Origin of the sequence: Pseudocnuella soli, from assembly GCF_004347775.1 — a bacterium.
Classification (GTDB): domain Bacteria; phylum Bacteroidota; class Bacteroidia; order Chitinophagales; family Chitinophagaceae; genus Flavisolibacter; species Flavisolibacter aquaticus.
Map to the genome: position 1 here is coordinate 800,051 of NZ_CP037755.1, position 25,060 is coordinate 825,110.

Consider the following 25,060-nt stretch of genomic DNA (forward strand, 5'->3'; position numbering starts at 1 on the left):
AACACAGGGTACAACCGGCTGCAAACGGGCCTTTCATTGGTCCTCAACAAAGCAACATTCACTCGTGGTGCCTTTTAATACTGCCCATTAAAAAAGGGCCTGCACCTGCAGACCCTTTTCAAATATCCTGATTCTTTTATTCGATCACTTTATACATCATGCCTGCATCCAGGCGGTCGGTAAGCGCCATGCCGTTGAGGATGGCTGTTTCCTCCATGCGTGCCTGCGGCACCCGGTGCTGTTGCAAGGCGGCCTGTAGCGTCATGCCCGATGCTGCGGTTTTAATGCGTACCCTTTGCGGCTGTTTGTTCAGCTTCGATGCATCGGTGAGTTGCCTGAAGCCCTGCATGGTGCTTTGAAAAAGCGCCGAGTAGTTGGCAAAATTGGCCGCACTGCTCAGGCCCACCAGGTGATACACGGCACCGCCGTACTGGATAAAATAATTGAGGGTGCGTACGCCTGCCGCCTGTTGGGTTTGCTGCTGTTGTTGCTGCGCCTGCTGGTCGGCCACCACTGCAATGGCGGGCAGCCCGTTTACCGATACTTCACGGCTTTCCAGCGGTTTCAGGTTGTATTGCTGCAAGGCGGTTTGCGCAGCCTGCTGCAGGTTGTTGCCCGGAGCCAGCAGCAAAATCATGGCTGCACGGCCATTGGGCTCGCCCCATTGCACCTGTTGCGGCGAGTTGGCATAGCGCCAGCCCGATGGGGCAGCCAGTTGAAACTTCATTTCGGGGTGATAAAAAACGCCGCCTTCCATAAAGCCACCTTTCGGATCTTCGCCATAAATAATGCCGTCGATGCGGCGCAGGTATTCGTTGCGGCCCACTTTGTAATTGGTGCCGGGTGTTTTAGCTTTCCACTCACGGGCCAGTTGGGCCACTGTGGCATTGCGTTCGCCCGGGTCGGGGTGGGTAGATAAAAAGTTGGGCAATTCCTCGGCGCCGCTGGCCTGGCTTTGGCGCTTGAGGGTATTGAAAAAGCCTGCCATTTCGGTGGCGTCGTATCCTATTTTGGTGCTGTACTCCACACCCAGCTGATCCGATTCACGTTCGGCATCGCGGCCAAATTTCAGGAACAGCAGGCTTAGGCCCTGCATGGCCTGCTCACCCATTTGGGCCACGGTGGGTGACAGGATCATGCCGCCAATCAGGCCAATTTGCCCCAGGATCTGTTTGCTTTGCTGCGATACGGTGTGGCGGGCCGTGATGTGGCCAATTTCGTGGCCCAGCACGCCGGCAAATTCTGCCTCATTGTTGAATGCGGCCATGATGCCGCGGGTAAAATATACATAGCCACCCGGCACAGCAAAGGCGTTGAGGATGTCGGAATCAACAATGCGGAACTGGTAGTTGAGGCCGGGCCGGTGCGACACGGCAGCCATTTGTTTACCTTTTTCGTTGATAAAAGCCTGTAGTGCCTGGTTCTCGTACAAACCATACTGGGCAATGATTTGCGGGTCGGCCTCTTTGCCCATGGCTATTTCCTGCTCTTCCGAAATAAAGGCCACCTGGCGTTTGCCGGTTACGGGGTTGCGGGCACAGTTTTCAAACACAAGCGGCACTGCGGCAATCAGCGCTGCAAGGCAAATGGTTTTCATATGCCGGGGTTTCTGTTTCATGCTATTTTAGATTGAGGGTTTTCGGCTGCAAAATATGCAACAGCAATGCCACGGAGAACAGTCGGAAGTCGGATGTCAGAAGTCGGAAGGGAAACGTCAGGCAGCTGTCTTCGGACATCCGACATCTGACATCCGACTTGCCAGCCATTTTCCCGACATTTGTGGCCTCAAAAAAACTCTTTTCCCGATATGAAATTCCGCAACTTCAAAATGGTGGATTACGTGGTGTATGGCCGCGGTTCCTTTGATCAGCTCGACGAAATTCTGGCGCCGCACAGAAAAGAAGGCCAGCCCATGGTGTTTTTGGTAGACCACTTTTTTGAAGGTAAACCGCTGGTGGCCCGCATTCCGCTGCGGGGCAACGATAAAGTGATTTTTGCCGACGTAACCTACGAGCCCAAAACTACGCAGGTAGATAAGCTGGCGCAAAGCCTGAAGGACGAGTTTGGGCAGGTGAGCGGCGTTATTGGCATTGGCGGCGGCAGCACCATGGACCTGGCAAAAGCCGTTTCCTTAATGATGACCAACCCCGGCTCCTCGGCCGACTACCAGGGCTGGGACCTGGTAAAACTGCCCGGCGTGTACAAAGCCGGCATTCCCACCCTCAGCGGCACCGGTGCTGAAGTAAGCCGCACCACGGTACTTACCGGCCCCACCCGCAAGCTGGGCATGAACTCCGATTTTACCCCATTTGACCAAATAGTGCTGGACCCCGAACTGACCACCAACGCCCCGGCCAACCAGCGTTTTTATACCGGCATGGACTGTTACATCCATTGCATCGAAAGCCTGCAGGGCACTTACCTCAACGAGTTCAGCAAAAGCTACGGCGAAAAAGCCCTGGAGCTGTGCCAGTACATTTTCCTGGAAAAAGATACCTGGGACGAGGAGTGCGACGATAAACTGATGATGGCTTCCTACGCCGGCGGTATGAGCATTGCCTACAGCCAGGTAGGCGTGGCGCATGCCGTAAGCTATGGCCTCAGCTACCTGCTGGGTACCAAGCACGGCGTGGGCAACTGTATTGTAATGAACCACCTCGAAGAATATTACCCGCAGGGTGTGGCCGAGTTCAAACGCATGGTGGAAAAGGGCGGCTTTGATATTCCGCAAGGCATTACTAAGGGCCTCACCGATGAGCAGTTTGATAAAATGATTGATGTGTCGCTGGGCATGAAGCCGCTGTGGGAAAACGCACTGGGCAAGGATTGGGAACAAATCATGACCCGCGAAAAACTGCGGGCACTGTACGAAAAGCTTTAAGCTTTATTCAAAAGTAAAAAGTCAAAATTCAAAAATGCGTTGTACCATTAGCGCACCCTTTTGCATTTTGACTTTTTACTTTTGAATTTATATGAGCCCTGAAAAATACCTGCGTTACCTGGTTCCTTCGGTATTGTTTGGTACCCAGCGTACCAAGCAAATATTGCAGGCCACACCCAGCGATGACATTACCCGCACCGACGCCGAACGTACCCAGATTACGGTGTACAACTACGATGCGGCCAACCTGCACCAAACCGAGCTGAAGGCGGTGCATGAAAGCTTCGACCTTCGGGATAACGACCAGGTAAGCTGGATCAACATCGACGGGCTACGCAAGGGCGACGTAGAAACCATCGGGCTGCATTTTGGCATCCACCCCCTCATTATCGAAGATATTTTAAGCCTGCACCAGCGCCCCAAGATGGACGAGGTGGAAGGCACGCTGTACTGCCTGCTTAATATGCTGTACTACAATGAAAAGCAGCACGCCGTGGAGCAGGAGCAGGTAAGCATTGTGTTGGGTAAAAACTTTGTGCTCACGTTCCAGGAAGACCCCAGCCGAGATGTGTTTGACCCCATCCGCGATAAGCTGCGCCTCGCCACCAGCAAATTGCGCCAGCGCGGTGCCGATTACCTCTGCTACACGATGCTTGACCTGATTGTAGATAATTATTTTATCGTCATGGAAAAGCTGGGCGACCGCATTGAGCATGCCGAAGAAGAAGTGATACGCAACAGCAATACCCGCTCCCTGGCCCGCATCAACTACCTGCGCAAGGAGCTGATTGTTTTAAAAAGAAACATCGCCCCGGTACGCGACCTTATCGGTGGCATTATTCGCTCCGAAAGCGAACTGCTCGACGACCGCACCACCAAGTATTTTAAAGACGTTTACGACCACATCATACAGGCATACGACCTCAGCGAAAACTACCGCGACATCATGATTTCGATGCAGGACCTGTATGTAAACAACGTGAACCTGAAGATGAACGAGGTAATGAAGGTAATGGCCATTGTTACCTGCCTGATGGCGCCGGCCACCGTTATCGGCGGCGTGTTTGGAATGAACTTCGACGTGATTCCCACCGCCCACAACCAGTGGGGTTTTTACACTGCCGTGGGTGCCATGCTGCTGATACCTGTGGCCATGCTGGTGATGTTCAAACGGCGCGGCTGGTTCTAAAAACGACCCTGTTTCCAATTTGTAATACAGGCAAAAAACGTCTACTAAAATGCAGGAAAATATCGTTGACAAACAAACAGCACCGCACTATTTATGGGGCAATAACTGCGATAGTTGGGTGTTGGCGGATACTCCAAGCTTGTCGGTAAAGCAGGAAAGCATGCCGGGCGGTACCAGCGAAAAGCTACATTTTCACAACAAGGCGCAGCAATTTTTCTTTATCCTCAAAGGCTCGGCAACTTTTTACCTAGGCGAAAAGAGGCTCAGTTTAACCGAACAAAAAGGGCTGTTGATTCAGCCCAAAACCGAGCACTACATAGCCAACGAAACCAACGAACGACTCGAATTTTTGTTTATTTCCCAGCCATCCACAAACGGCGACCGGGTAACGGTGGAGCAATGATCAATGGAGGAAAACCATGCGGGCATTGAGTAAGAATTGGTTATCTAACCTTTTCCGATGTGCATTTATGTATCAAAAAAAGCCCGCACGGGGCGGGCCATTATCTTTTATCTAACATTCATTTTTCTATAAACTGCCCGAAGGCCAACAGAACTAAGTCTTTTATTTCTCCAGCCGGCCTTGCAAACTATCGGCATAAGTAAACCGCTGCAGGCTGGCTTCCTCCAAATTAATGCGCACCAAAATAGGCCTGATGGTGTTGGGGCTGAGGCTTTCGGCGCCGCCCAGCAGCACGGTGTTATCATCGAGCCACTTGCCCTCGCGGATGGTGGTGGCCGGCCCGCTGAAGAAAATGCGGGTACGCATATTTGTTTGCAGGTCAATTACGCCAATTTCGGTATCGGGGCCGGCGGGCTCCAGCACCGGCTGCCCGCCCCCTTTTTTGATGATATAGTTGTACGAAACCATGTCGATGGCTTTGCTGCTGTCCTTGTTGTACACCAAGTAGGGGCGGAAAGGCTCCAGCTCTTCCGGTGCAAAAAAACGTGGCGGCAGGGGCGTGGCGGTGCCACCTTCGGTTTCCTGGAACAGGGCCGGGTCAAACGAGGCGTCCTGCGATTTCAGCAAAGTATACAGTTCGGGAAATGCACTTTTTGCCCAGGCCGCTTCCGTTTCTTCCGCCGCAGCAACGGTGTCGATGCCTTCGTTTTTGGTGGCCGCATTATTGCCACAGGCGGTAAGCAGCAGTGCGGAAAGGAGGACAAAAAAAGTTGGTTTCATACATGCATGTTTGTAGTGTGCGGCGCTGAACACCGCGCAATAATAGGGCAAAATAAAAGGAGCCGTGCCGCTCCTTATTTTTTCTTGTAAATGGGCACTGTGCTGCAGGGCTCGCCATACATGATGCTTTTGGCCACCGGCCGCAGCACCTTGGTGATGGCTGCATACGCTACGTTATCGATGGGCGTTTCGCCACAGCCTTTTACCACAATGCGCTGTTCGGTGTAGGGCTCCACAGACACTCCTTCAATATTTTTCAGCAACAGGTGTTTGTGCATTTCCTCAGCGGTGCCCAAAAACACGTCTTTGGCTACCGGCACTAGGTAAGTTACCGCAAGCATATACGCCCATACCGGGATGATGGCATCGGTGGTGCAGGTAACGGCTACATTTTGTCCTTCAAACTCCTCCCAGGTGCGGGCTTTCAGTGCCTCGCGGTAATCTTTTTCTTTCAGGATCAGGCCCATGAAGAGGAAATCCTTCAGGTCAAATACCTTGATCTCGCCTTTGGGCAGAAACTGCTCCAGGTCGAGGGTAATGAGGCCGCTGTTGGCCACTTTGTTTACCAATAGATCGCTCATGGTGCAAAGGTAACCAGTGATGGGCAGGATTGGATAAGGATTAACAGGATCTGTTGGGTGCGTTTTCTGCTGGTGTGGGGAGGTGGCTGCTCGGTCATTGCGAGGCGCAGCGGCCGCGTTGTAGTTGGTTGTGTTTGGGGCGCCGAAGCAATCTCCTTTGGCTGGCTGGTACACCTTGTGGTTAGCGATTAAAGCCAAGCGGTAGCAGGAGATTGCTTCGGCGCACTGGTGCGCTTAAAAACGTAGCCGCCGCGGCGCCTCGCAATGACCGACCTATCATCCTCGCAATAACGTGGCATTTTGAACAAACCACCTAAGAACTATGATCCGCCACGATCTTCCAATCCCGGCCAAAGCGGCGGAGCAGCAGCGTAAAATGCCCACTAAGGTTGCCGGCGGTACGCTGCAGCATCCATTTGCCCACCACAAAATAATGATCCGCTGAAAGGCGCCTGAACTCCAGCAGGTTGAAATTGAGTTGGCCCATGGCTGCGGTATTGGGGTAGCCGCGTTTGTAATTGTCGAGGGTGGCCTGCCAGCCGCGGGTGGGGCCGCTTTTGCCTACAAACAGCAGCGAGTCGCTTTTCCAGTAGGTTTGCATAAAGCCTTCCAGGTCGCCGCGGTTCCAGGCCGCGGTTTGTTGCGCCATCAGCGCCCGGATGGCCGCTTCATCGGTTTGGGCAAAAAGAGCAGTGCTGCAAAAAAGCCCGAGCAAAAGCATCATTGTTTTCATAAAAATGGCGTGCAGGGTGGCAGGCAGCGCCGTAATGGGCATTCCGCTCCCTTTTTGTTGGTAAATTTGCACCTATTATGAAATCCCGCAAGCCCATTTTCTACATTATTTTCTTCGCCATTCTCGTTGTTGGATTTTTCCTGGCCCTTTCGGCTGTTATTCCTGGTTTTTCCAAAGTAACCATTCCGCCCATCGGTCAGGTGCAGCCTTTTGTTTTTGAAAACCAGGACGGGCAGCCCGTAACCGAAAAAGATATTGCCGGCAAGGTGGTGGCAGTGGAGTATTTTTTTACTACCTGTAAAGGCATTTGCCCCAAAATGAACCGAAACCTGCGGGTTGTGTACGATGAATTTAAAGACCAACCCGGCTTTATGATCCTGTCGCATACCAGCGATCCCGCTACCGACTCGGCAGCCCGCCTGAAGCGCTATGCCGATTCGATGGGTGTAAATACGCGGCAGTGGGTGTTTCTTACCGGCCGAAAGGACAGCCTGTACAACCTGGCGCGGCATGCCTATAAAATTGATGATCCGCGCAACGACGTATCGAACGTGAAAGATGATTTTTTGCATACACAGTTTATTGCGCTGGTAAACCGGCAGGGCAACGTGGTAAAAATTTATGATGGCCTGAAGCCCAGCGAAATGAAAGAACTGAGCCGGGAGATCAAAAAGCTGCTGGAGCAGCAAAGCTGACGGGATTGACGATTTACGATTTTGAATTGACGAATTTGAGGTCTCACGAAATTAAAGTCCTTTTGAGTTAAGCCCAATCGTCATTCGTAAATCGGCAATCGTAAATTGAACATGTATTAATCATGAGCACTACAGAAACCATTATACAGGAAACTAAAATAGCCGACCTGCTGCGGCGCAAAAACCTGAGCGTAACCGACAGCCGCAAAAAAATCCTGTCTTTATTTATGAACAGCCATGATGCATTGGCGCATGGCGATATTGAAAAAAAAGCAGGCGAAAAATTCGACCGCGTAACCATTTACCGCACCCTGCAAACCTTTGAAGAAAAAGGCATTGTACACTCCATACCCACTGCCGACAACATGGTGCGTTATGCGCTTTGCCGCGACTGTACGGAGCACCATCACCACGACGATCATGTGCATTTTATCTGTGCCAACTGTAATGTTACTACCTGCCTCGATCATGTAGTGTCGCCGGCGATGGATTTACCAAAAGGCTATGTTGCACAAAATGTGCAGGTAGTGATTCATGGGATTTGTAACAATTGCAATAAGTAGGTGTGGGAGTCAATAATTACTTCGATTGTCAATCGTAATTACTGCGCCTCCTGCCGTTGATTGTATGGAATATAGTTTTGCCAGTGCCACGGTGTAAACGTATCACCGATGGCTGTTGCCAGCAACTCTTTAAAAATACTTTCCCCGTTATCGCTGTTGCTCATGATGATGATGCCGGTTCCGCTTTTTGGAAAAATAATGGAGTAATGCTGAAAGCCATCGCCATGACCTTCCTTGAATGCGCCCCAGCCGTAAGGCGATTTGAGCAGCCCCCAACCCAGCCCATAGCTCAATTCAATATGATCATTTGCAGCAGTATCAACCTGGCTGAACGGGCCAAACTGCTGCACCGATCGTAGCCTGATTTGTGGTGTAAACATTTGTTGTGTAGTAGCTGGCTTTAGTATGCGTTTGTTAAGTACAGCGCTGGTAAAAAGTATATAATCCTGCAATGTTGTTTCCAGTGTGCTAGCAGATCGTGGTTCGTTGTCTTTGTCTTTTTCATACAGTTCGCCATCGCTTTTATGGCCCATACAATAGTCCGCTTCAAATGCTGGCTGCCAGGTATACGATGAACGGGTCATGCCCAGTGGGGCAAAAATTTTTTCCTGCATCAGTTGCTCTAATGGCCTGCCCAGCATGTGCTCCAGCACTACCTGCAGGTACACCAGGCCTTCGCCGGAATAATGATACTTCGAGCCGGGTGTAAATTTTACCCGCAGCTTTTGATCAGGTTCAAACCACCGCCAGTTGGGCATTCCGGAAGTATGATCGAGGCACATTCGTGCCGTAATATTTTGGTACAGCGTATCACCTTTCAGATCGCTGTAGTTGTCGTGCCATTTCTTTGTGGGTGTATAATCATAAATGGGTTTGGGCAAATACGCCTGCAGTGGTTTATCTAAATCCAGCACACCTTCTTCCGCCAGTTTCATTACCAACACTGCAAAAACGGCCTTGCTGAGCGATGCACCATAAATGTTGGTGGTGGGTTTTATGGGCTCTTTTGTTTGCAGGTTTTTATAGCCAAAAGTTTTGGTGTATACCGGTTTGCGGTTGTTGAATACGGCAACGGCCAATCCCTGCACATGGCCGGCTTGCATCAGGGCTTGTATCTTTTGGTCCAGTGCCTGCACACTGATTTTACTGTTGTTGATTTTGGTAATGCTTTGTGCCCGAACGTCAGCCAGGGAAGCAATGTACAAGAGCAGAAAGAGCAGGGATTTATTACGCATGGTTTGTGGGTTGTAGTTGGGTGTAGTGTTCTTATCGGAAAGCAGCAAGTTTTTTTGAACGGGCGATTTATTTACTTAGAATTGATGCGGTAAATTATTGTTCGGCTGGGTTTGAAAAAACAACTGCCGGCTATCGGTATCGTTAATGAGTCATTGCTATTTGCCTTGCAATGGCCAAAATATGTTCTTCGTCGGTGCCGCAACAACCACCAAAAACGTTCAGGTGTGGAAACAGATCCTTGAGTTTTTTATACTCGTTGCCAAGGTCATGTGGGTTGCCTCTGTCCAATTCTGTTGCTTCATCCAGTTCGGCATGGCTTTTACAAGATGCATTTGCGCGGACCCCTCTGATGCGGCTCGTCCATCCCTGCTCTTTGCCTTGCATTAATTGCTTTGAAAAATGTGTGGGATGGGCGCAGTTGATCATATAATAGATTGGTGGCTCCAATGTGCTGTTGTCGACCACTGCAATAGCTTCCTGCAAACCCATTCCCTCGGGAAGCGTTCCGTCCGTTTCTACCGTAAACGAAATCACTGCCGGTAGGCCTACGGCACTTGCTGCATTGACAATGCCAATGGCTTCTGCTGCATAGTTCATTGTGATTGCCGAAATCATGTCAACCCCGGTTTTGCTCAGCACCGCTATCTGGCCGGCGTGGTATTGTGCAGCTTCTTCAGCAGTCATTATTTGGCTTGGGATGTAACCATCGCCGCGTGGACCGATACAGCCACTGATCAGAACATGGGGTACATCGTTATGCACTTCATTTTTTAGCGAAAAGAGGAGCTGCACTGCTTGCTCATTTACATCCACCAATGCATTGGGCGGAAAACCAATTTTAGCCATCCAATCGGGGTTGGCACGCCATGTAGGGCTTTCCAGAATAAATCCTGTTTTAAAGCTTTTGGCGATGTTCAGGTAACGTTTGTAATAATCTTTGATGGCCCTATATCCTTGTTCGTTTTTCAAAAGATCGAAGGCAGCAAAACAAGGAAGCTCGTAGCCCTCAATAAATACCAGTGTTGTTTCCAGTCCGCCGTCGGTTAAAAACAACTCGTTTGATACATGGGGTAGTGCTGTTTTATGGATGGCCATGGTTATGGATTTATAAGTACGCCGGATAAAGGCGTCGTCATGATGCGGAAGCCATTGTCCGTGCCCGTTCATGCATAATATAGCTACGTTTTACCGCAATTAAAACTGCCCGCTTCCCATTCAGCAACCTGTTTCTTTGATGCCAGCACACGCCAGCTGGCTTCCAGTATTTCCTGCAGCAGCTTTTTATTGTATCCCTCAAGCCACATGGCTATGTATGGATAGGGCTTGAAATGCTCGGGCAGGTGAAAAATTTCCGGGTGGCTGTCGAGGTATTGATCCCTGAGATCGAACGTGAGCCGGATGGAAAAGAATGCGCCGCTATCGTGCAGCCGGCACATCAGCTTGCCCCGCACTTTAATGGATGGTGTGCCTTCGTGTGATGTGCTTTCTTCTGTGCCGGGAAAGCGGAGTGCAACATCGCGCAGGGGCTCAAAGTCGGCGTAGTTGAAGCGCGGTGGCTTGGCGTTCATATGGATGGTTTTAAAGTGTACATGCTACGCAAGATTTCTGCATGATCGAAACAGTGTCACGTTATTCAAGGTAGTAATTGAAACTGTAAAAACTGCGGCATGTGCTACCATTTTTACATTGCTAAAACCACAACCTGCCTATGTTTTGGATAAAAATATAAGTAGCTTCATTAAAACTAGTGCATGAAAAAGATCCTGATTGTTTGCAGCTTTCTAATGGCGTTTATTTGCGCCCATGCGCAAGGCAAAACACCTTCGGCTGCGGAAGTGCTGCAACCGGTGTACGCACAGGCCGCACAAGAAGGCAAGAATGTTCTGCTGATTTTTCATGCATCCTGGTGCGGCTGGTGCCATGCAATGGACACATCGTTGCAAGACAAAGCCGTTAAGCCCCTGATCGATAAAAACTATGTAACCACGCACCTCACGGTGTACGAATCGAAGGATAAAAAAGCATTGGAAAATCCCGGCGCATTGGAACTGCTGCAACAAAACGGCGGCGGTGATGACCAGGGCATTCCTTACTGGTTGGTGATGGATAAAAATGGAAAGGTATTGGCCAACTCGCAGTACAAACCCGGAAGCAACAGCGGCTGCCCTGCTAATGAAGTGGAAGTGGCTTATTTCATCAGTGTGCTGCGCAAAACATCTTCGCTGAATGAAGACCAGTTAAAGGTCATTGAAAAAAGATTTCGGATGAATGAGCGGTAGTGGCGATTAAGTACTAAAATAATGAACGGTTGGTATAGAAATGAATGTTCATAGATCAATTTCGGCATTGAAGTAAATGCACTTACTTCTAACCAAACTTCTGTTTTAATTGTGCATGCGTTTTGTGCAAAAAGCTATGAGTTTGGAAGGCTAGTGCTATTATAAGAGAATTCGTTCGCATTTACCTATTCAACCCTCAAAACTATTGACGAATTCAACCCACTTTCGATAATTACGGGGTTCGAAGGAGTCATGCTGCCATCTCATTTCAACGATCTCTAAATCAAATGTGTGAGCGTATTGAAGCAAATCTTTCTTTTGCTTTTCGTTTGCGAAGCTTGAAACGAAAATAGCCTTTACGCAACCTGAAATATCAAGCATTATATTCTGATCAAAAATCATTTCATCACGAACTGTTTGAATACTGCATTTTTCTTTATTAAAGAGGGTTCCAATTCTATATTCACATTCACCGGAATAATCAACGTGTTTACAAAAAAGCGACTCTTTGATCATTTGCTCAAGTTGTTCTTTATATCTTGCTTTCCCAACTGTCGCCAAATAATTTCCTTGGATATCACCGATCTTTTTTGTTGATAGATCTTGGAAGGTCAGATATTTTACATCACCTGCTATTAATTCAATTCGTTCTGTATTGAGAGATAATATTTTCTCTTTTGAAAATGCAATGCAAACACCTGAAAAGTGATCTGCATACTGATCCCACATTCTTAATTTAGTAAACCCAAATAATTCTTCGTGTCCTTGAAAGGTTGAAAAGTAGTATTCGCTTGCAAAGTCACTACCCATTGTATTTTGGCAAAAGCAAACTTGAAGAAATTGCCGTTCTATATTGTCGATGTAAGCATGTAACTCGCCTGCATCTTGCGAGTGTTGCTTATCTCTCTGCTTGTTTACTTCCGAGTCGTGGTAAACAGTGCTTCTATGTGCTTTTCTACTTTCTATCGGATCATATGATTTATGAGCATTGCTAAACTTTAACTGGTTATGAAAAAGGATGAAGTCAATTGCTGTTGACGCTTTAGTATAATGGTAGATCGTATCGTTGTTATAGATGCTTTTAAAAAAGTCAATATTCATTTTATGTAGTTTGGGTATTCGTAAGGCATAAGCTTCAGGTGTTACATCCTAACGTATCTTTCCTTGCTCAGAAATATGAGGTTTAAAATTGTCTTCTACCAATAAAATAGTTCTAAGTTTAACTATAGCAGAAGTAATGTATTCAATCCACAGAAATTTTAAATAAGAGTCTCAACAAAAAAACCAGAAAGCCCCGCATCACACGGCTTTTCCATAAAATAAACAACAACCTACTCCGTGCCTTCCTCGAGTGCCAATCCCTCTGCAGCATCGGGCAGCACTTCCACGCCGCGTAGCTTGCGCTGGATGGCACGGGTACGAACACCTACCACGCCTTCCAGGTCATTGAGGCCGCGCTGAATATTGGTTTGTGCTTTTTCCAGCAGGCCGCCAAACTGTTCAAATTCCTTTTTTACACCGGCCAGCACGGTCCATACTTCGCCGCTGCGTTTTTGAATGGCCAGGGTTCTAAAGCCCATTTGCAACGAGTTTAAAATCACCGCCAGCGTGGTAGGCCCGGTAATCACCACGTTGCAGGTGCGCTGCACTTCTTCCAGCAGGCTAGCCTTGCGCACCACTTCGGCAAACAGGCCTTCAAAGGGCAGGAATAAGATGCCGAAATTGGTGGTGTTGGGCGTGTCGATGTATTTTTCGCAAATGTCTTTGGCCATTTTTTTGATCACGTTTTCCAATGCTTTCTGCGCGGCTTCGATCTGCGCATGTTCGCCAACGTCATAGGCATCCTGCAGTTGTTCGTAAGCATCTTTCGGAAACTTGGCGTCAATGGGCAGCCACACATAGTTGCGGTCGCCGTCCTTATTCGGAAAACGAATGGCAAATTCCACCCGCTCCGCACTGCCCGGTTTGGTGGCTACGTTAGCGGCGTATTGCTCCGGAGCCAAAATGTTTTCCAGCAGCATTTCCAGTTGCACCTCGCCAAAGCCGCCGCGCATTTTTACATTGCTCAATACCTTTTTCAATCCGCCCACATCCTGTGCCAGGTGCTGCATTTCGCCGAGGCCTTTTTGCACACTTTCCAGTTGGCGGCCCACTTGTTCAAACGAATGCCCCAGCCGCTCGTGCAGGGTTTTTTGCAGCTTTTCCTCCACCGTTTCGCGGATGTGTTCCAGCTTTTGGGCGGTGTGCTGCACCAGTTCCTGCTGTTCGCGTTGCAGGTGCTCAAACTTTTCGCGTTGCAGGTTATTCATCCGGTCCACGCCATCGGTAAATGTTTGGTTGAACCCTTTAAACGACGTTTCCAAAGTTTGCCGCATCAGGTGGGCATCGGCGCGGGCCTGTTCATTTACGGCAGTAAGTTTTTCCTCTACTTTTTGCGCCATGCGTTCCAGTTGAAATAAGGTGCGGTCGGCGCCTTCCTGCTGGCTTGTAGTGAATGTTTCGAGCCGGGCGTTTTGCTCGGTGCCAAAGGTTCGCAGGCTTTGTGCCAGTTCGGTGCGGCTGTGGCGGCCCGTTTCGGCAATGCGGTCCAGCAGCAGGTCAATTTGTTCTTCCAGCGTGGCGTGGATGCCTGCCATGGCCGTGCGGTTGCCTTCGGTAATGAGGCCCAGCGTGTGGGTCAGTTCGGTGCGCAGCCCTTGTATGGAAGCCGCCAGCTCGGTACGGGTGTCGCGGGCAGCGGCAGCCATTTCTGCACGGTTGTCGCGCAGGTCGGTGTGGAGCGATTGGGTAAGCTTGTCCAGCCGGTCGGACAGCGCATCGAAGCGGGCATTGAGCGATTCAACGCCGCTATTTTGCCGGGGCCGAAAAATAATGATCAGCACAATGGCCAGCGAAACCAAAACACAAAGCAGGAGCAGCAGCGGGTCCATAAGCGGGATGTTTTTGCTAATATTTTTTGCAAAATACGCATGCTCATCCAAACGGCTGCATCCCCTTTTTGTTGCGCCGGGGAGCAGGCAGCATACTGCCACGGCTTATTTTACTAGAAACAAAAAACAGGGTGCCCCACCGCCGCGCAATGAATGGTTCCTAAACCAAAATCCGGCCTTTATCATGCCAAAGGGGCTGTTCATCCTTTTCCGCATTTGTGGTGCCGCTATAGTTGCCACATTTACGCCATGAAAAATGTGCTTACCCTTATAGCCATACTTTTTACCACTGCCGCCCTGGCCCAGGAAAAGTTGCATATTACCGGCACGGTGCATGGCGCTGGCAACCCGTTACCCGCCGCATCGGTGTCGCTGCTACAAGCAACCGACTCGTCGCTGGTAAAGCTTTCGGTAACCGATAAGGAAGGCCGTTTCGAATTTGCCGCCATGCCGGCAGGCAAGTACCTCATCATGGCCTCTTCGGTGGGTTTTGCACCGGCCTATGTGGCTGCCGAAACGGGCAAGGCCACTGTGCTGCGGCTGGAAGCTGTTGCTGCCGCCATGAGCGGTGTAACCGTGCAGGCACGCAAACCCATGGTGGAAACCAAGCTGGATAAAATGGTGGTGAACGTAGATGCTTCGCCCACCAATGCCGGCGCCAATGCACTGGAACTGCTCGAAAAATCGCCGGGCATTTCGGTGGACCGTGATGGCAACATCAGCCTCAAAGGCAAGCAGGGCGTGATTGTGCTGATGGACGGCAAGCAAACTTACCTCAGTGCACAGGAACTGGCCAACCTGCTGCGCAGCATGCCCGCCAGCCAACTGGAGCAGGTAGAGATCATGACGCAGCCTTCGGCTAAATACGACGCGGCAGGCAACGCCGGTGTTATTAACCTGCGTACCAAAAAGAACAAACAAACCGGTTTCAACGGCAACATCAGCCTCAGTTATGTGCAGGGCGATTATCCCAAAGCACCCAACTCGTTTGGCTTTAATTACCGCAAGGGGAAAATAAATGTATTTACCAACGGTGGCTACTCGCTGTGGCAGGGTGTGAACACACAATCCTTGGTGCGCAGGTTTCATGGCGCCGGTGGCACTTCAGTGTTCGACCAGATTGGTTTTGATAAAAATACCAGCCACAACTACAATGCACGGGTAGGTATCGATTATTCGGTTGATAAAAACACCACGGTTGGTTTTGTAGCCGGTGGCCGCATCAACAAAAACGAAGGATTTAACACCAGCGATGGCCGCCTGTTTCAACTGGGCAGCAATGTAAATGACTCGAGCATTACGGCGCTGGGTTGGGACAATAGCACCTGGAACAACCTGACCCTGAACGGCAACTTTCGGCGGGTGCTGAACAGTGCCGGCCGCGAAATCACTGCCGACCTGGACTACATCAGTTATGTTTCCAAACTCGACCTGATGGTGGATAACCGATCACAGTACCCCAACAAGCCCGAAGCGGTGTACCTGCTGCGCGGCAACCTGCCTTCCAACATTTCTATTTACAGCGCCAAGGTTGACTATGTGCACCCGCTGAGCAAAGAAACCAAGCTGGAAGCAGGCCTTAAATCGAGCACCGTTAACACCGATAACAACGCACCATACGAAACCTACGAGGCTGGCTCGGGCAAGTGGGTGGATGATGTACGTAAAGATCATTTTGCATTCCGCGAACAGATCAGTGCCGGTTATGTAAACTTCAGCACACAGTTAAAAAAATGGGGTTTCCAGGCAGGCCTCCGCGGCGAACACACCGCCAACAAAGGCACGCAAAAGCTGTTGAAAAAAAGCATTTCGCGCAGCTATTTCCAGTTGTTTCCCACGGCGTACATTTCATATGCAATGAACGAGCAAAATTCGTTTGGTCTCAACTACGGCCGCCGCGTGGAGCGCCCCAACTATGCCGACTTGAATCCATTCCAGCGCTTTTTGGATCTCTATACTTTTAACCAGGGCAACCCTTACCTCACCCCACAGTTTACCCACAATATTGAGTTGAGCCACGTATATAAAAGCAAGCTCAATACGACGCTGAACTATACGTACACCACCGATATCATCAACGATATTTTAAAACAAAACGACGTTACAAAAGTGACGTTTCAAACCAAGGAAAACGTAGCCACCCGCCGCAACATTGGCGCTGCCGTAAGCTACAATGCACCCCTCACCAAGTGGTGGACCACCAGCCTGTATGGCAACGTGTACAACAGCCTGTACAAGGGTTTGGTGAACAACGTATCGCTGCAAACCGACATCACTACTTTTTCGTTCAACGCCAACCAGCAGTTTCGTTTTGCCAAAACCTGGGGTGCCGAAGTGAGTGGTTTTTACCAAAGCAAATCGTTAGCCACCAGCATGTTTGTGATACAGCCGGTGTACGTGGTTTCGTTTGGCGCCAGCAAGCAAATACTAAAGAATAAAGGCAGCATCAAGCTGAGTGTGATTGATCCGTTCCGCATTCAAAAAGTAAAAGTGCTGATCAACCACGATAACATCGACATGCAGGTAAACAACCTGTGGGACAACCGCCGTGTGGGCCTGACATTTACTTACCGGTTTAGCAAAGGCGAAAACGTGCAGCAAAGCCGCCGCAGTGGCGGTGCGCAGGAGGAGCAGAACCGGGTAGGACAGTAAACAATTTTATAGCCCAATAAAAAAGCAGCGCACTGTTTGGTGCGCTGCTTTTTTGTGTGCCTGTATGTAAGGCGCGGTTACATTTATTTGCGGCCATGTTTGGCAAAAATGAGCGCCATCGTTTTGGGATCAAGTGCATCCATATCTACCAGCTTCAGTGATTTGACCATTTGCTGCGTGCCCGTTTTATATTTTTGAAAATGCGGTGTTTGCAGGTGTGCTTCGTATGCTTCGCGGCTGGCATATATTTCCAGAATGCGCACTTGCGTTGGCGCTCCTTTTTGAAACATTGGGTAGATGCAAATAACGCCCCGCTCCAGTTGTACCGATGCGCGGGCTTCTTCTTGTAAAAAGGTTTTGTAGGCTTCCAGATGGTTGGCGTGCACTTCTATTTCGGCTATGCGAACCATCATGCCCGGATTTTGCGCAAGTGTAATACTGCTGCTTAAAAAGGCCAACAGGATTGTGATGCAGAATTTCATGTTTTAAAATTAGCCTTTCCGCACTCATGCCGCTGCTACATCTTTTTCGAAGCAAAATGCAATAGCGGCGCGGTTGCATTTATTTGCGGCATTTGGTTGCACAAGCAAATTGGTACGTTTTTCTGATAGCTTTATACAACAGCCGTTGCGCCCAGCCGGTGGCCCGTTTATTTATGCTATGTTCAAAATCCTGATCACGTTTTATATGACCCTTTTGCAGGCAATGCACACCAACGGCCAGATTCCTCCGGAGCTTTTGATATTTGGGCACAACAAAAAAATCCCCGGACCCATTGAACGGAATGTGCTCATTGCGCTGTCGCATTTTCCTGAATTAAAGCATGCCCGCATCGACTTCCGGTTTAAGCGCAACCTCAATAAATCGGTGATGCAGGCACAGCCGGTGCCGGCCACGCTGCTGCAGCGTCGGGGCAAGCGCCGCTACCGCATCAACATCAGCACTGAGTTTAAATTGATCAATGCACGCCTTTCTATTTTGGATATTCCCGACCAGGTGCTGATTGGCTGGATTGGGCACGAACTGGGACATATACTTGATTACGAAGGCCGCACTAATGCGCAGCTGGTGGCGTTTGGTTATCGGTATTACCTGTTTCCCGATTTTATTAAAAAAGCGGAACGCACCGCCGATACGCTGGCCGTGGTGCGTGGGCTGGGCCACCACATTATTGCCACCAAGCGTTTTATACTCGATCATGCCTCGCTGCCGCAGGCTTATAAAGACAAGATTTCGCGGCTGTACCTGTCGCCGGATGTGATTTTGGAACAGGTACAAAAGCTGGAAGAAAAGGCCGCGGAGGAAAAAGACGATTAGCCGTTTTGCTGTTGTTTAACACAAGTACGTTTTACTGCCATATCAAACTTCTAGTGGACTCTACATTTTTTCTTCTAGAAAAATAAAAATGAGCGACCTAAAATCAAGCTTTTATTGATTTTAGGTCGCGTTTCAAGCTTTATTGTAATTGCAGTCAACACCAGTTCATTGGTGCGGTAAAAATAATTGTTCAAATATTTTTACCCCAACGCAATATCCATCACTTATCTCTTGTTTTTCAACTACCAACTACCAACTACCAACTACCAACTACCAACTACCAACTACCAACTACCAACTACCAACTACCAACTACCAACTACCAACTACCAACTACCAACTACCAACTACCAACTACCAACTACCAACTACCAACTACCAACTACCAACTACCAACTACCAACTACCAACTCCTCAATCATCCACCGCCTGGCCTACCAGCATGCGGAACCTGCCGCCGGTCTGGTCGCCGGTGGGGCCTTGTGTTTGTTTCATTAAAATGCCGATGATCTTTTCTTTGGGATCGGCAAAATATTGCGTGTTGAAATAGCCGGCCCAGTCGAAGGTACCCACGCTGCCTTGCCCGCCAGCGTTCTGGCCCGTTTCGTTGAGCACACCGAAGGCTATTCCATAATGGCGGTTCGGGTCGTTAAACAGGTTTTTGACCTGGTTGCCCATCATGCTTTGAATGGTGGTGCGGCTGAGGATGCGGGTGCCATTCAGCTCGCCGCCATTGAGGTACATCTGTAAAAAAGTAGCGTAATCTTTTGCCGTGCTGCTCAGCCCGGCGCCGCCGGAAAAGAAAGTGCGGGCACCGGTTGCGGGATAAGCCGGATCGTAAAAAGTGGTGGGGTAGGGCACCCATTTGCCGCCTTCCTTTTTTTGCACCGTTACCAGCCGGGCGGTTTTTTGCTGCGGCAGGTAAAACCAGGTGTCGTGCATGCCCAGCGGCTCAAACAGGTGGCGGCGCAGGTATTGGTCAAACGGTTCGCCGGAAACAATTTCGATTAAATAACCCAGCACATCCAGGCCTTCGCTGTACGTATATTTTTCGCCGGGGTTGTGGTGCAGCGGCAATGCAGCCAGGCGTTTTACGCTTTCGCCAATGCTGATGTTTTCGGTGGTAAACAGGTCCATCACACCCGCTTTTTGATAGATCATTTTCATCCGTTCATCGCCATCAATCATGCCGTAGCCCAGCCCCGAGGTGTGGGTAAGCAGGTGGCGGATGGTAATTTCCCTGGCTGCCGGCACCGCGGTAAAACTGGTATCGGCGTAGCGAAAGTTTTGCAGCACCCGCGGGTTTTTAAATTCAGGAATGTACCGTGAAATGGGATCGTCGAGGCCAAATTTACCCTGCTCCCACAACATCATCACCGCGGTGGCCGTGATGGCTTTTGTTTGCGAAGCAATGCGGAAAATGGCGTCCTGCTTCATGGCTTCGCCCCGTTCGTTGTTGGACATGCCAAATGCTTTGTGGTACACAATTTTACCATTGCGGGCTACCAGCGCCACGGCACCCGGAATTTGCGCCTGCGCCACTGCGCCGCGGAGCAGGCTGTCGATGCGGGCCAGCCGCTCGGGCGACATGCCCACCGCTTCGGGCGATGCTTCGGAGAGGGGCGGCGATTTGCGGGCAGAGCCTGTTTGCGCTCCAGCAGTAATTACTATGGCAAGGGCAATGGCAGTGAACCGGTATTTCATTGTTGTAGCTAAAAGGTTTTGGTCGTATCCAATAGCTTTTAAATATAAGATGAAGCGGGCTAAAGAAAGCTGCGGCGTTTTATTTACCGTAAAAAAATTAGCCATAAAAAAACCGCTGCATGCAAGTGGCAGCAGCGGTTTAATGAGTTGTGTTATTTGTAAAAGGGGCTTACACTTTTTCCATGGTGTTGTTGTAAATCTTTTCCACCATGTCGCTATATTTTTCCATCACCACCTTGCGTTTTAAGGATAGCTTGGGCGTCATTTCGCCGCCTTCAATGCTCCATTCCTGCGGCAGCAGTTCAAAACGTTTTACCTGCTCCACCTGGCTGAAATAAGTGTTGTAACTATCCACCAGCCCGCGGTATAGCTCCTGCACTTTGGCTTGTTTGATCAGTGCATCGTTGGGTGCATCGGGCACGCCGTGCTGGCGGCACCAGTTGCGCAGGTTGGCAAACGAAGGCACAATGAGTGCACCCACAAATTTGCGGTCGGAGCCCAATACCATTACCTGCTCAATAAAAGGCGATTCTTTTAGTTTGTTTTCGATGGGCAGCGGCGCCACATACTTGCCACCGCTGGTTTTGAACAGCTCCTTTTTTCGGTCGGTGATTTTTAAAAAATTATCTGCCGATAGTTCGCCAATATCACCGGTGAGGAACCAGCCGTCCTGGATGGCTTCGGCCGTGAGGTCGGGGCGTTTGTAATAACCCATCATCACGTTGGGCCCCTTGGTAAGTATTTCGCCGTCTTCCGCAATGCGTACTTCCACGCCATCAAGTATTGGCCCCACGGTGCCGAAGCGGCGGCCCGTTTCTTCGTATTTGTTTACCGCAATTACCGGCGATGTTTCGGTAAGACCATAGCCTTCCATGATGGGGATTTGGGCCGCTGTGAAAATGCGGATGAGCCGCACCTGGCAGGCAGCGCCACCGGTAACAATGCATTTAAGCTGTCCGCCCAGGCCTTCGCGCCATTTGCTGAACACGATCTTATTGGCCAGCGCCAGTTGCACGCGGTACAAAATATCCTGATCCTTATTGATCTCGAATTTAGTGGCCAGTTCATGCGCCCAGTCGAACAATTTCTTTTTGATGCCGGTTTGCTCCGCACCTTTCTGCATGATCTTGTCGTACACTTTTTCCAGCAGCCGCGGCACCGTAGTAAACATATGCGGCTGCACCTCCTTCAGGTTGTCGCCAATGGTTTCAAGGCTTTCGGCATAGTAGATGCTGGTTTGCTCAAACAGGTACACATAGGTTACCATGCGTTCGAAAATATGATTGAGGGGCAAAAAGCTCAGCGAACGCATTTCCTCGCCAGGCGGAAACACGGGAAAGCTGGCCAGCACGTTGCTCAATATGTTGTGGTGCGACAGCATCACGCCTTTGGGTGTGCTGGTGGTGCCCGATGTGTAGATGATGGTGAGCAGGTCTTCGGTGTTGATGCGCTCCTGCGCCGTGGTCATTTGCTGGTAATGCTCCTGTGTGCCCAGCGGCAGCAGTTCTTTCCAGTGGCGGCAACCTGGTACGGGTTCAAACGAAAAAACCTGCTGCACCGAAGGTACTTTGGGCAGCACCAATTGCACTTTTTGAAACAGGTCGTCGTCGTTTACAAACACCATTTTTACCTGTGCATCGTTGAGCACAAAAGCCAGGTCGTTGACATGCACGGTAGGATAAACAGGCACCAGCACTGCACCAATTTTTTGCACGGCCAGATCCAGGAACACCCACTCGGGGCGGTTTTTGGAGAGGATAGCAATTTTATCGCGGCCCTCCACCGTCATATCGTTGGCCGAAATGCCGCTGGCCAAAAGGCCCGTGGCCAGCTGTTCTACAATGGTGATGGCTTCGGCAGTAGGGTACTTGCGCCACTCGCCACCTTCTTTAGCTGCCAGCATGGCCGGCAGGCCGCCTGTTTTCATTTGTTCTTCAAGGCAGTCAAACAACCTGCGTGGCTTGCTCATAATAAGTAAGTTTTTAATGTTGGCAACAATCGTTTCCCGAATTTAAGTTTTAGCCCCGAATGGACAAAGATGGTGGTTCGGAGGGAAATGATAAATCTTAGTTGGTGCGTTATTGATTTAAAATCTGATTGAGAAAATCCGAAAAGGAAAATTCGAAATCCGAAATCTAGGATGTGCGATGCCGCACTGTTGGATGATGTGTTGTTTGGGAAAATGCATCGCTGTAATAACAAGCTTGCTGCCCGTCATTGCGAGGCGCGGCGGTGTTACTGTATATTGGTAAATGCTGTGCGCCGAAGCAATCTCGTATAATCATTTGACGTTTTGCAGCAGCAGCATTCGTGATCGATGTAGCGGGAGATTGCTTCGGCGCACCAAACATAATTGGGATTCTATTGCCCGCTGCGCCTCGCAATGACGGCTATGCGCCATCAGTAAATAAACGCGCAGGCAATTGGAAATAAAAAAAGCTACGCACTGCGTAGCTTTTTAAAATATTAAAGTCATTTAAATTATAATCCATTCATCTACTCGAAGCTCCCAACTCCTAACTCTAAACTCCCGACTCCCAACTCCTCCTACCGCTTCTCTTCCTTCTTATAATACTGTCCTGCCGGCATGCGAAACACACGGCCACGCTGAAACGTGGTGAATTTGTTATACGCTTCTTTGTTGGCTTGTGTCCAGCTTTCGTAGGCGGGCAGGTTTTCTACGGTGCCAAACAACCATTGGTTGTAGGCTTCAAACATGCCGTCGCGCAGCAGTTGCTGCTGGTAGTCGAACAGCTTGTAAGGAAATTTGGTGGCGTAGGTAGCAAACCAATCCAGCACAAAGCGGGTACGGATGGCCGTTAGCGACTCGGTAGTGAGCCCGCGGCCGGTCAATCCTTCCTGCTTTTTGTAAGTGGCCAGCACGGCTTTTTCAAACTCGCTGGCATTTTTGTTTTCGGTGCCCAGGTCGGTAAACAGCTTTTCCTTATACATATCCAGCAGCAGCTTTTTCATGGCTGTTGCCCGTTCGGTGAGGCTTTCTTTGTTTACAAATATTTCGCCGTAGAGCAGCGTCCAGATCTTGTCTTTGGTATAAGAATAAAACAGTGCCGCATTGTAATAGTTACCAGCAAATGCAGGATCAACCTGAATGCCTTTTTCCCACTGGTTGATGGCGTCATTGTCTTTGGTGGCCCAAAGCAGTTCGCCGTATTCGCTGTAAAGCGGGCCACTGGTCGGGAACTTTTTCAGTGCCCGGCGGTACATTTTGCCGGCTTCTTTGGCATCTTCCAAAGCCTTGTACACGTTGCCCGCAATTTGAAAGCTCACCACATCAACATCATTGCGGTCGATGAGCACTTTGGCGCCTTCCAGTGCACGGCTGTAATCGCGTTTGTAATAATGGGCCAGCACCAGGTCCTTTTGCAGGTCCAGGTTTTCTTTATCGGAAGCCAGTGCCCGGTTGAGCACCAGGATGGCGTTGTCGAAATCGCCGCTGCGCATAAAGGCGCGGGCCGTTTGCTGCATATCTTGTTCCTGCGCACCAGCGACCGTGGCCGCTGCCATAAGGGTAGAAAAGAAAAGGCTTTTCAGTCTGTTCATGGGTCAAATATACCGCCTGTGGCCGGATAGGGCGGACTTAGGCCGATGTTAAAAATTTTGGACGGTTGCGGGGAAGGGGATTTTTTGAACCACGAAGACACGAAGGCAGGAAGGTGCACGAAGATTTTTGCTTTAGGAATTGAACGCTGAATTGGTTGGGGTTAGTAGATGTATTTGAAACGGCTTTGATGTGTTGAGTAGCGAACAGAACGTACAAAAGTGCGACGCAACAGCAGCGTAATAGTATTACGGCAGATGGGTACATAAAAAAGATTCCATCCCTTGGAGCGATGGAATCTTTAAAAATATTGATGCGTGGTGCTTTGTTATAGCGGGTGGGTCAGCAGGCCGTCGCGCAGCTTTGGTTCAAACCAGGTGCTTTTGGGCGGCATTACGTTGCCGCTGTCGGCAATATCAAACAACTGCTGGATGCTTACGGGATGCAGGCTGAATGCCACCTGCACATCGCCGCTGTTGACGCGTTTTTCCAATTCGGCCAGGCCACGGATGCCGCCTACAAAATCGATGCGCTTGTCGGTGCGGGGATCTCCAACAGCCAGGTGCTTGGCCAGCACATTGCTTTGCAAAATGCTCACATCGAGCACGCCAATGGGATCGGTGGTGTAGGTGCCTTCTTTAGCGGTAAGCGTGTACCAGCGGCCGCCGAGGTACATGCCAAACTGGTGCAGGTCGGCGGGCTGTACCGGATCGGAGCCGGGTGTTACGGTAAAGTCTTCTTCCAGCTTTTGCAAAAATTCGGCTTCGCTTAGGCCGTTCAGGTCTTTTACCACGCGGTTGTAATCGAGGATGGCCAGTTGGTCGGCAGGGAAAATGGTGGTGAGGAAATATTGCGCAGCCTCACTGTTGGGAAACTCACGGCTAACCTTAGCCGCAGATGCAGCGCGGTGGTGGCCGTCGGCAATGTATGTGTATGGGATCTGCTCTTTAAAAATATTGGTGATCACATCGATGGTAGCAATGCCATTGACCACCCAGATGGTGTGCTGCACGCCATCGTCGGCAGTGAAATTGTACACCGCAAGGTTGTCGCGTTTCCACTGCTCCAGCGTGTTGGTGAGGTCCAGATTGTCTTTGCAGGCCAGGAACACATTGCCGGTTTGCGCCTTGATGGTGCGCATGTGTTCGATGCGGTCCTGCTCTTTTTCGGGGCGGGTAAATTCGTGCTTTTTGATTACGTCATCGAAATAATCCTGCACCGAAGAAACACATACGAGGCCTGTTTGGGTGCGGCCGCGCCAGGCCAACTCGTAAATATAGTAGCACTCGGTTTCTTCCTGGAAGATGATGGACCGCTCAATGAGGCGCTGCAGGTTTTCGGCAGCTTTTTCATACACTTCGGCCGTGTGTATGTCGATGCCTGCAGGCAGGTCAATTTCCGACTTGGTTACATGCAAAAAAGAAAGGGGATTGCCGGCCGCTTCGGCACGGGCTTCTTCGGAGTTGAGCACATCGTAAGGTTTGGAAGCTACCTGTGCTTCGTATCCGATATGTGGGCGCAGTGCCCGGAAGGGTTTGATGATTGCCATGCCTTTGGT

Annotated in this window: 22 protein-coding genes; 8 read left to right on the forward strand and 14 right to left on the reverse strand. The window is 50.0% G+C overall.

Annotated elements, in window-relative coordinates; all coding sequences use genetic code 11:
• Positions 1 to 136: 136 nt before the first annotated feature.
• Positions 137 to 1,618 (reverse strand): M48 family metalloprotease, encoded by a 1,482-nt coding sequence (locus EPD17_RS03400; RefSeq protein ID WP_204743275.1) that lies wholly within the window; start codon positions 1,616 to 1,618, stop codon positions 137 to 139.
• Between the two features lie 189 nt (positions 1,619 to 1,807).
• On the opposite strand from EPD17_RS03400, the gene EPD17_RS03405 reads away from it, so the two are divergent.
• The 3 genes from EPD17_RS03405 (at position 1,808) to EPD17_RS03415 (ending at position 4,473) form a co-directional block, all read left to right on the forward strand.
• Positions 1,808 to 2,881 (forward strand): iron-containing alcohol dehydrogenase family protein, encoded by a 1,074-nt coding sequence (locus EPD17_RS03405; RefSeq protein ID WP_132051778.1) that lies wholly within the window; start codon positions 1,808 to 1,810, stop codon positions 2,879 to 2,881.
• A 91-nt stretch (positions 2,882 to 2,972) separates the two neighbouring features.
• Positions 2,973 to 4,070 carry a magnesium/cobalt transporter CorA gene (gene corA / locus EPD17_RS03410; RefSeq protein WP_240040728.1) on the forward strand — a complete coding sequence of 366 codons (1,098 nt, stop codon included), beginning with the start codon at positions 2,973 to 2,975 and terminating at the stop codon, positions 4,068 to 4,070.
• A gap of 49 nt (positions 4,071 to 4,119) precedes the next feature.
• Positions 4,120 to 4,473: a cupin domain-containing protein gene (locus tag EPD17_RS03415; RefSeq protein WP_132051782.1), complete on the forward strand. Its 354-nt coding sequence runs from the start codon at positions 4,120 to 4,122 to the stop codon at positions 4,471 to 4,473.
• Between the two features lie 162 nt (positions 4,474 to 4,635).
• On the opposite strand, the gene EPD17_RS03420 is transcribed toward EPD17_RS03415, so the two are convergent.
• The 3 genes from EPD17_RS03420 to EPD17_RS03430 all read right to left on the reverse strand — a co-directional run bounded on the left by EPD17_RS03420 (position 4,636) and on the right by EPD17_RS03430 (position 6,609).
• Entirely contained in the window at positions 4,636 to 5,253 is a 618-nt protein-coding gene (locus EPD17_RS03420; protein WP_132051784.1) for a hypothetical protein, read from the reverse strand.
• 74 nt (positions 5,254 to 5,327) lie between these two features.
• Positions 5,328 to 5,834: a DUF2480 family protein gene (locus EPD17_RS03425; protein WP_132051786.1), complete on the reverse strand. Its 507-nt coding sequence runs from the start codon at positions 5,832 to 5,834 to the stop codon at positions 5,328 to 5,330.
• Between the two features lie 313 nt (positions 5,835 to 6,147).
• The gene (locus tag EPD17_RS03430) at positions 6,148 to 6,609 is read right to left on the reverse strand and encodes a YybH family protein (RefSeq protein WP_240040729.1); all 462 of its coding nucleotides are present in this window, start codon (positions 6,607 to 6,609) and stop codon (positions 6,148 to 6,150) included.
• Between the two features lie 35 nt (positions 6,610 to 6,644).
• On the opposite strand from EPD17_RS03430, the gene EPD17_RS03435 reads away from it, so the two are divergent.
• Together EPD17_RS03435 and EPD17_RS03440 are read left to right on the forward strand one after the other, a co-directional pair.
• Positions 6,645 to 7,262 carry an SCO family protein gene (locus tag EPD17_RS03435; RefSeq protein WP_132051787.1) on the forward strand — a complete coding sequence of 206 codons (618 nt, stop codon included), beginning with the start codon at positions 6,645 to 6,647 and terminating at the stop codon, positions 7,260 to 7,262.
• Between the two features lie 122 nt (positions 7,263 to 7,384).
• On the forward strand, positions 7,385 to 7,825 hold the full coding sequence (locus EPD17_RS03440) for a Fur family transcriptional regulator (protein WP_132051789.1): 441 nt from the start codon (positions 7,385 to 7,387) through the stop codon (positions 7,823 to 7,825).
• A 38-nt stretch (positions 7,826 to 7,863) separates the two neighbouring features.
• Here EPD17_RS03440 and EPD17_RS03445 read toward each other — a convergent pair whose 3' ends face one another.
• The 3 genes from EPD17_RS03445 to EPD17_RS03455 form a co-directional block, all read right to left on the reverse strand.
• The gene (locus EPD17_RS03445) at positions 7,864 to 9,060 is read right to left on the reverse strand and encodes a serine hydrolase domain-containing protein (protein WP_132051791.1); all 1,197 of its coding nucleotides are present in this window, start codon (positions 9,058 to 9,060) and stop codon (positions 7,864 to 7,866) included.
• A 142-nt stretch (positions 9,061 to 9,202) separates the two neighbouring features.
• Entirely contained in the window at positions 9,203 to 10,156 is a 954-nt protein-coding gene (locus EPD17_RS03450; RefSeq protein ID WP_132051793.1) for a homocysteine S-methyltransferase family protein, read from the reverse strand.
• Positions 10,157 to 10,239: 83 nt separating this feature from the next.
• On the reverse strand, positions 10,240 to 10,629 hold the full coding sequence (locus tag EPD17_RS03455) for an MmcQ/YjbR family DNA-binding protein (RefSeq protein ID WP_132051795.1): 390 nt from the start codon (positions 10,627 to 10,629) through the stop codon (positions 10,240 to 10,242).
• A 183-nt stretch (positions 10,630 to 10,812) separates the two neighbouring features.
• Between EPD17_RS03455 and EPD17_RS03460 the strand changes: the two genes are divergently transcribed.
• Entirely contained in the window at positions 10,813 to 11,340 is a 528-nt protein-coding gene (locus EPD17_RS03460; RefSeq protein WP_132051797.1) for a thioredoxin family protein, read from the forward strand.
• Positions 11,341 to 11,529: 189 nt separating this feature from the next.
• Here EPD17_RS03460 and EPD17_RS03465 read toward each other — a convergent pair whose 3' ends face one another.
• On the reverse strand, positions 11,530 to 12,441 hold the full coding sequence (locus EPD17_RS03465) for a DUF2971 domain-containing protein (protein ID WP_132051799.1): 912 nt from the start codon (positions 12,439 to 12,441) through the stop codon (positions 11,530 to 11,532).
• A 230-nt stretch (positions 12,442 to 12,671) separates the two neighbouring features.
• Positions 12,672 to 14,270: a DNA recombination protein RmuC gene (gene rmuC / locus EPD17_RS03470; RefSeq protein ID WP_204743277.1), complete on the reverse strand. Its 1,599-nt coding sequence runs from the start codon at positions 14,268 to 14,270 to the stop codon at positions 12,672 to 12,674.
• A 249-nt stretch (positions 14,271 to 14,519) separates the two neighbouring features.
• On the opposite strand from rmuC, the gene EPD17_RS03475 reads away from it, so the two are divergent.
• Positions 14,520 to 16,922 (forward strand): outer membrane beta-barrel protein, encoded by a 2,403-nt coding sequence (locus EPD17_RS03475; RefSeq protein ID WP_165929511.1) that lies wholly within the window; start codon positions 14,520 to 14,522, stop codon positions 16,920 to 16,922.
• An 83-nt stretch (positions 16,923 to 17,005) separates the two neighbouring features.
• Here the strand turns inward: EPD17_RS03475 and EPD17_RS03480 are convergent, their stop codons facing one another.
• On the reverse strand, positions 17,006 to 17,404 hold the full coding sequence (locus tag EPD17_RS03480) for a putative quinol monooxygenase (protein WP_240040730.1): 399 nt from the start codon (positions 17,402 to 17,404) through the stop codon (positions 17,006 to 17,008).
• Positions 17,405 to 17,582: 178 nt separating this feature from the next.
• Between EPD17_RS03480 and EPD17_RS03485 the strand changes: the two genes are divergently transcribed.
• Positions 17,583 to 18,239 carry a hypothetical protein gene (locus EPD17_RS03485; RefSeq protein ID WP_240040731.1) on the forward strand — a complete coding sequence of 219 codons (657 nt, stop codon included), beginning with the start codon at positions 17,583 to 17,585 and terminating at the stop codon, positions 18,237 to 18,239.
• Positions 18,240 to 18,653: 414 nt separating this feature from the next.
• Here the strand turns inward: EPD17_RS03485 and EPD17_RS03495 are convergent, their stop codons facing one another.
• From EPD17_RS03495 to EPD17_RS03510, 4 genes are all read right to left on the reverse strand, one after another.
• Complete coding sequence (locus EPD17_RS03495) at positions 18,654 to 19,943, reverse strand: serine hydrolase domain-containing protein (protein WP_132051805.1); 1,290 nt, start codon at positions 19,941 to 19,943, stop codon at positions 18,654 to 18,656.
• 169 nt (positions 19,944 to 20,112) lie between these two features.
• Positions 20,113 to 21,912 carry an AMP-dependent synthetase/ligase gene (locus EPD17_RS03500; RefSeq protein ID WP_132051807.1) on the reverse strand — a complete coding sequence of 600 codons (1,800 nt, stop codon included), beginning with the start codon at positions 21,910 to 21,912 and terminating at the stop codon, positions 20,113 to 20,115.
• Between the two features lie 578 nt (positions 21,913 to 22,490).
• Entirely contained in the window at positions 22,491 to 23,504 is a 1,014-nt protein-coding gene (locus EPD17_RS03505) for a tetratricopeptide repeat protein (RefSeq protein ID WP_240040732.1), read from the reverse strand.
• Positions 23,505 to 23,830: 326 nt separating this feature from the next.
• Positions 23,831 to 25,051 carry a DUF1015 domain-containing protein gene (locus tag EPD17_RS03510; RefSeq protein WP_132051809.1) on the reverse strand — a complete coding sequence of 407 codons (1,221 nt, stop codon included), beginning with the start codon at positions 25,049 to 25,051 and terminating at the stop codon, positions 23,831 to 23,833.
• Positions 25,052 to 25,060: the final 9 nt, after the last annotated feature.

Coding starts and splice junctions, on each gene's coding strand:
- EPD17_RS03425 (WP_132051786.1), bottom strand. CDS start 5,834: ATGAGCGATCTATTGGTAAACAAAGTGGCCAACAGCGGCCTCATTACC.
- EPD17_RS03510 (WP_132051809.1), bottom strand. CDS start 25,051: ATGGCAATCATCAAACCCTTCCGGGCACTGCGCCCACATATCGGATAC.
- EPD17_RS03435 (WP_132051787.1), top strand. CDS start 6,645: ATGAAATCCCGCAAGCCCATTTTCTACATTATTTTCTTCGCCATTCTC.
- rmuC (WP_204743277.1), bottom strand. CDS start 14,270: ATGGACCCGCTGCTGCTCCTGCTTTGTGTTTTGGTTTCGCTGGCCATT.
- EPD17_RS03440 (WP_132051789.1), top strand. CDS start 7,385: ATGAGCACTACAGAAACCATTATACAGGAAACTAAAATAGCCGACCTG.
- EPD17_RS03430 (WP_240040729.1), bottom strand. CDS start 6,609: ATGCCCATTACGGCGCTGCCTGCCACCCTGCACGCCATTTTTATGAAA.
- EPD17_RS03420 (WP_132051784.1), bottom strand. CDS start 5,253: ATGAAACCAACTTTTTTTGTCCTCCTTTCCGCACTGCTGCTTACCGCC.
- EPD17_RS03475 (WP_165929511.1), top strand. CDS start 14,520: ATGAAAAATGTGCTTACCCTTATAGCCATACTTTTTACCACTGCCGCC.
- EPD17_RS03505 (WP_240040732.1), bottom strand. CDS start 23,504: ATGAACAGACTGAAAAGCCTTTTCTTTTCTACCCTTATGGCAGCGGCC.
- EPD17_RS03415 (WP_132051782.1), top strand. CDS start 4,120: ATGCAGGAAAATATCGTTGACAAACAAACAGCACCGCACTATTTATGG.
- EPD17_RS03445 (WP_132051791.1), bottom strand. CDS start 9,060: ATGCGTAATAAATCCCTGCTCTTTCTGCTCTTGTACATTGCTTCCCTG.
- corA (WP_240040728.1), top strand. CDS start 2,973: ATGAGCCCTGAAAAATACCTGCGTTACCTGGTTCCTTCGGTATTGTTT.
- EPD17_RS03480 (WP_240040730.1), bottom strand. CDS start 17,404: ATGAAATTCTGCATCACAATCCTGTTGGCCTTTTTAAGCAGCAGTATT.
- EPD17_RS03485 (WP_240040731.1), top strand. CDS start 17,583: ATGTTCAAAATCCTGATCACGTTTTATATGACCCTTTTGCAGGCAATG.
- EPD17_RS03455 (WP_132051795.1), bottom strand. CDS start 10,629: ATGAACGCCAAGCCACCGCGCTTCAACTACGCCGACTTTGAGCCCCTG.
- EPD17_RS03400 (WP_204743275.1), bottom strand. CDS start 1,618: ATGAAACAGAAACCCCGGCATATGAAAACCATTTGCCTTGCAGCGCTG.
- EPD17_RS03465 (WP_132051799.1), bottom strand. CDS start 12,441: ATGAATATTGACTTTTTTAAAAGCATCTATAACAACGATACGATCTAC.
- EPD17_RS03405 (WP_132051778.1), top strand. CDS start 1,808: ATGAAATTCCGCAACTTCAAAATGGTGGATTACGTGGTGTATGGCCGC.
- EPD17_RS03450 (WP_132051793.1), bottom strand. CDS start 10,156: ATGGCCATCCATAAAACAGCACTACCCCATGTATCAAACGAGTTGTTT.
- EPD17_RS03500 (WP_132051807.1), bottom strand. CDS start 21,912: ATGAGCAAGCCACGCAGGTTGTTTGACTGCCTTGAAGAACAAATGAAA.
- EPD17_RS03495 (WP_132051805.1), bottom strand. CDS start 19,943: ATGAAATACCGGTTCACTGCCATTGCCCTTGCCATAGTAATTACTGCT.
- EPD17_RS03460 (WP_132051797.1), top strand. CDS start 10,813: ATGAAAAAGATCCTGATTGTTTGCAGCTTTCTAATGGCGTTTATTTGC.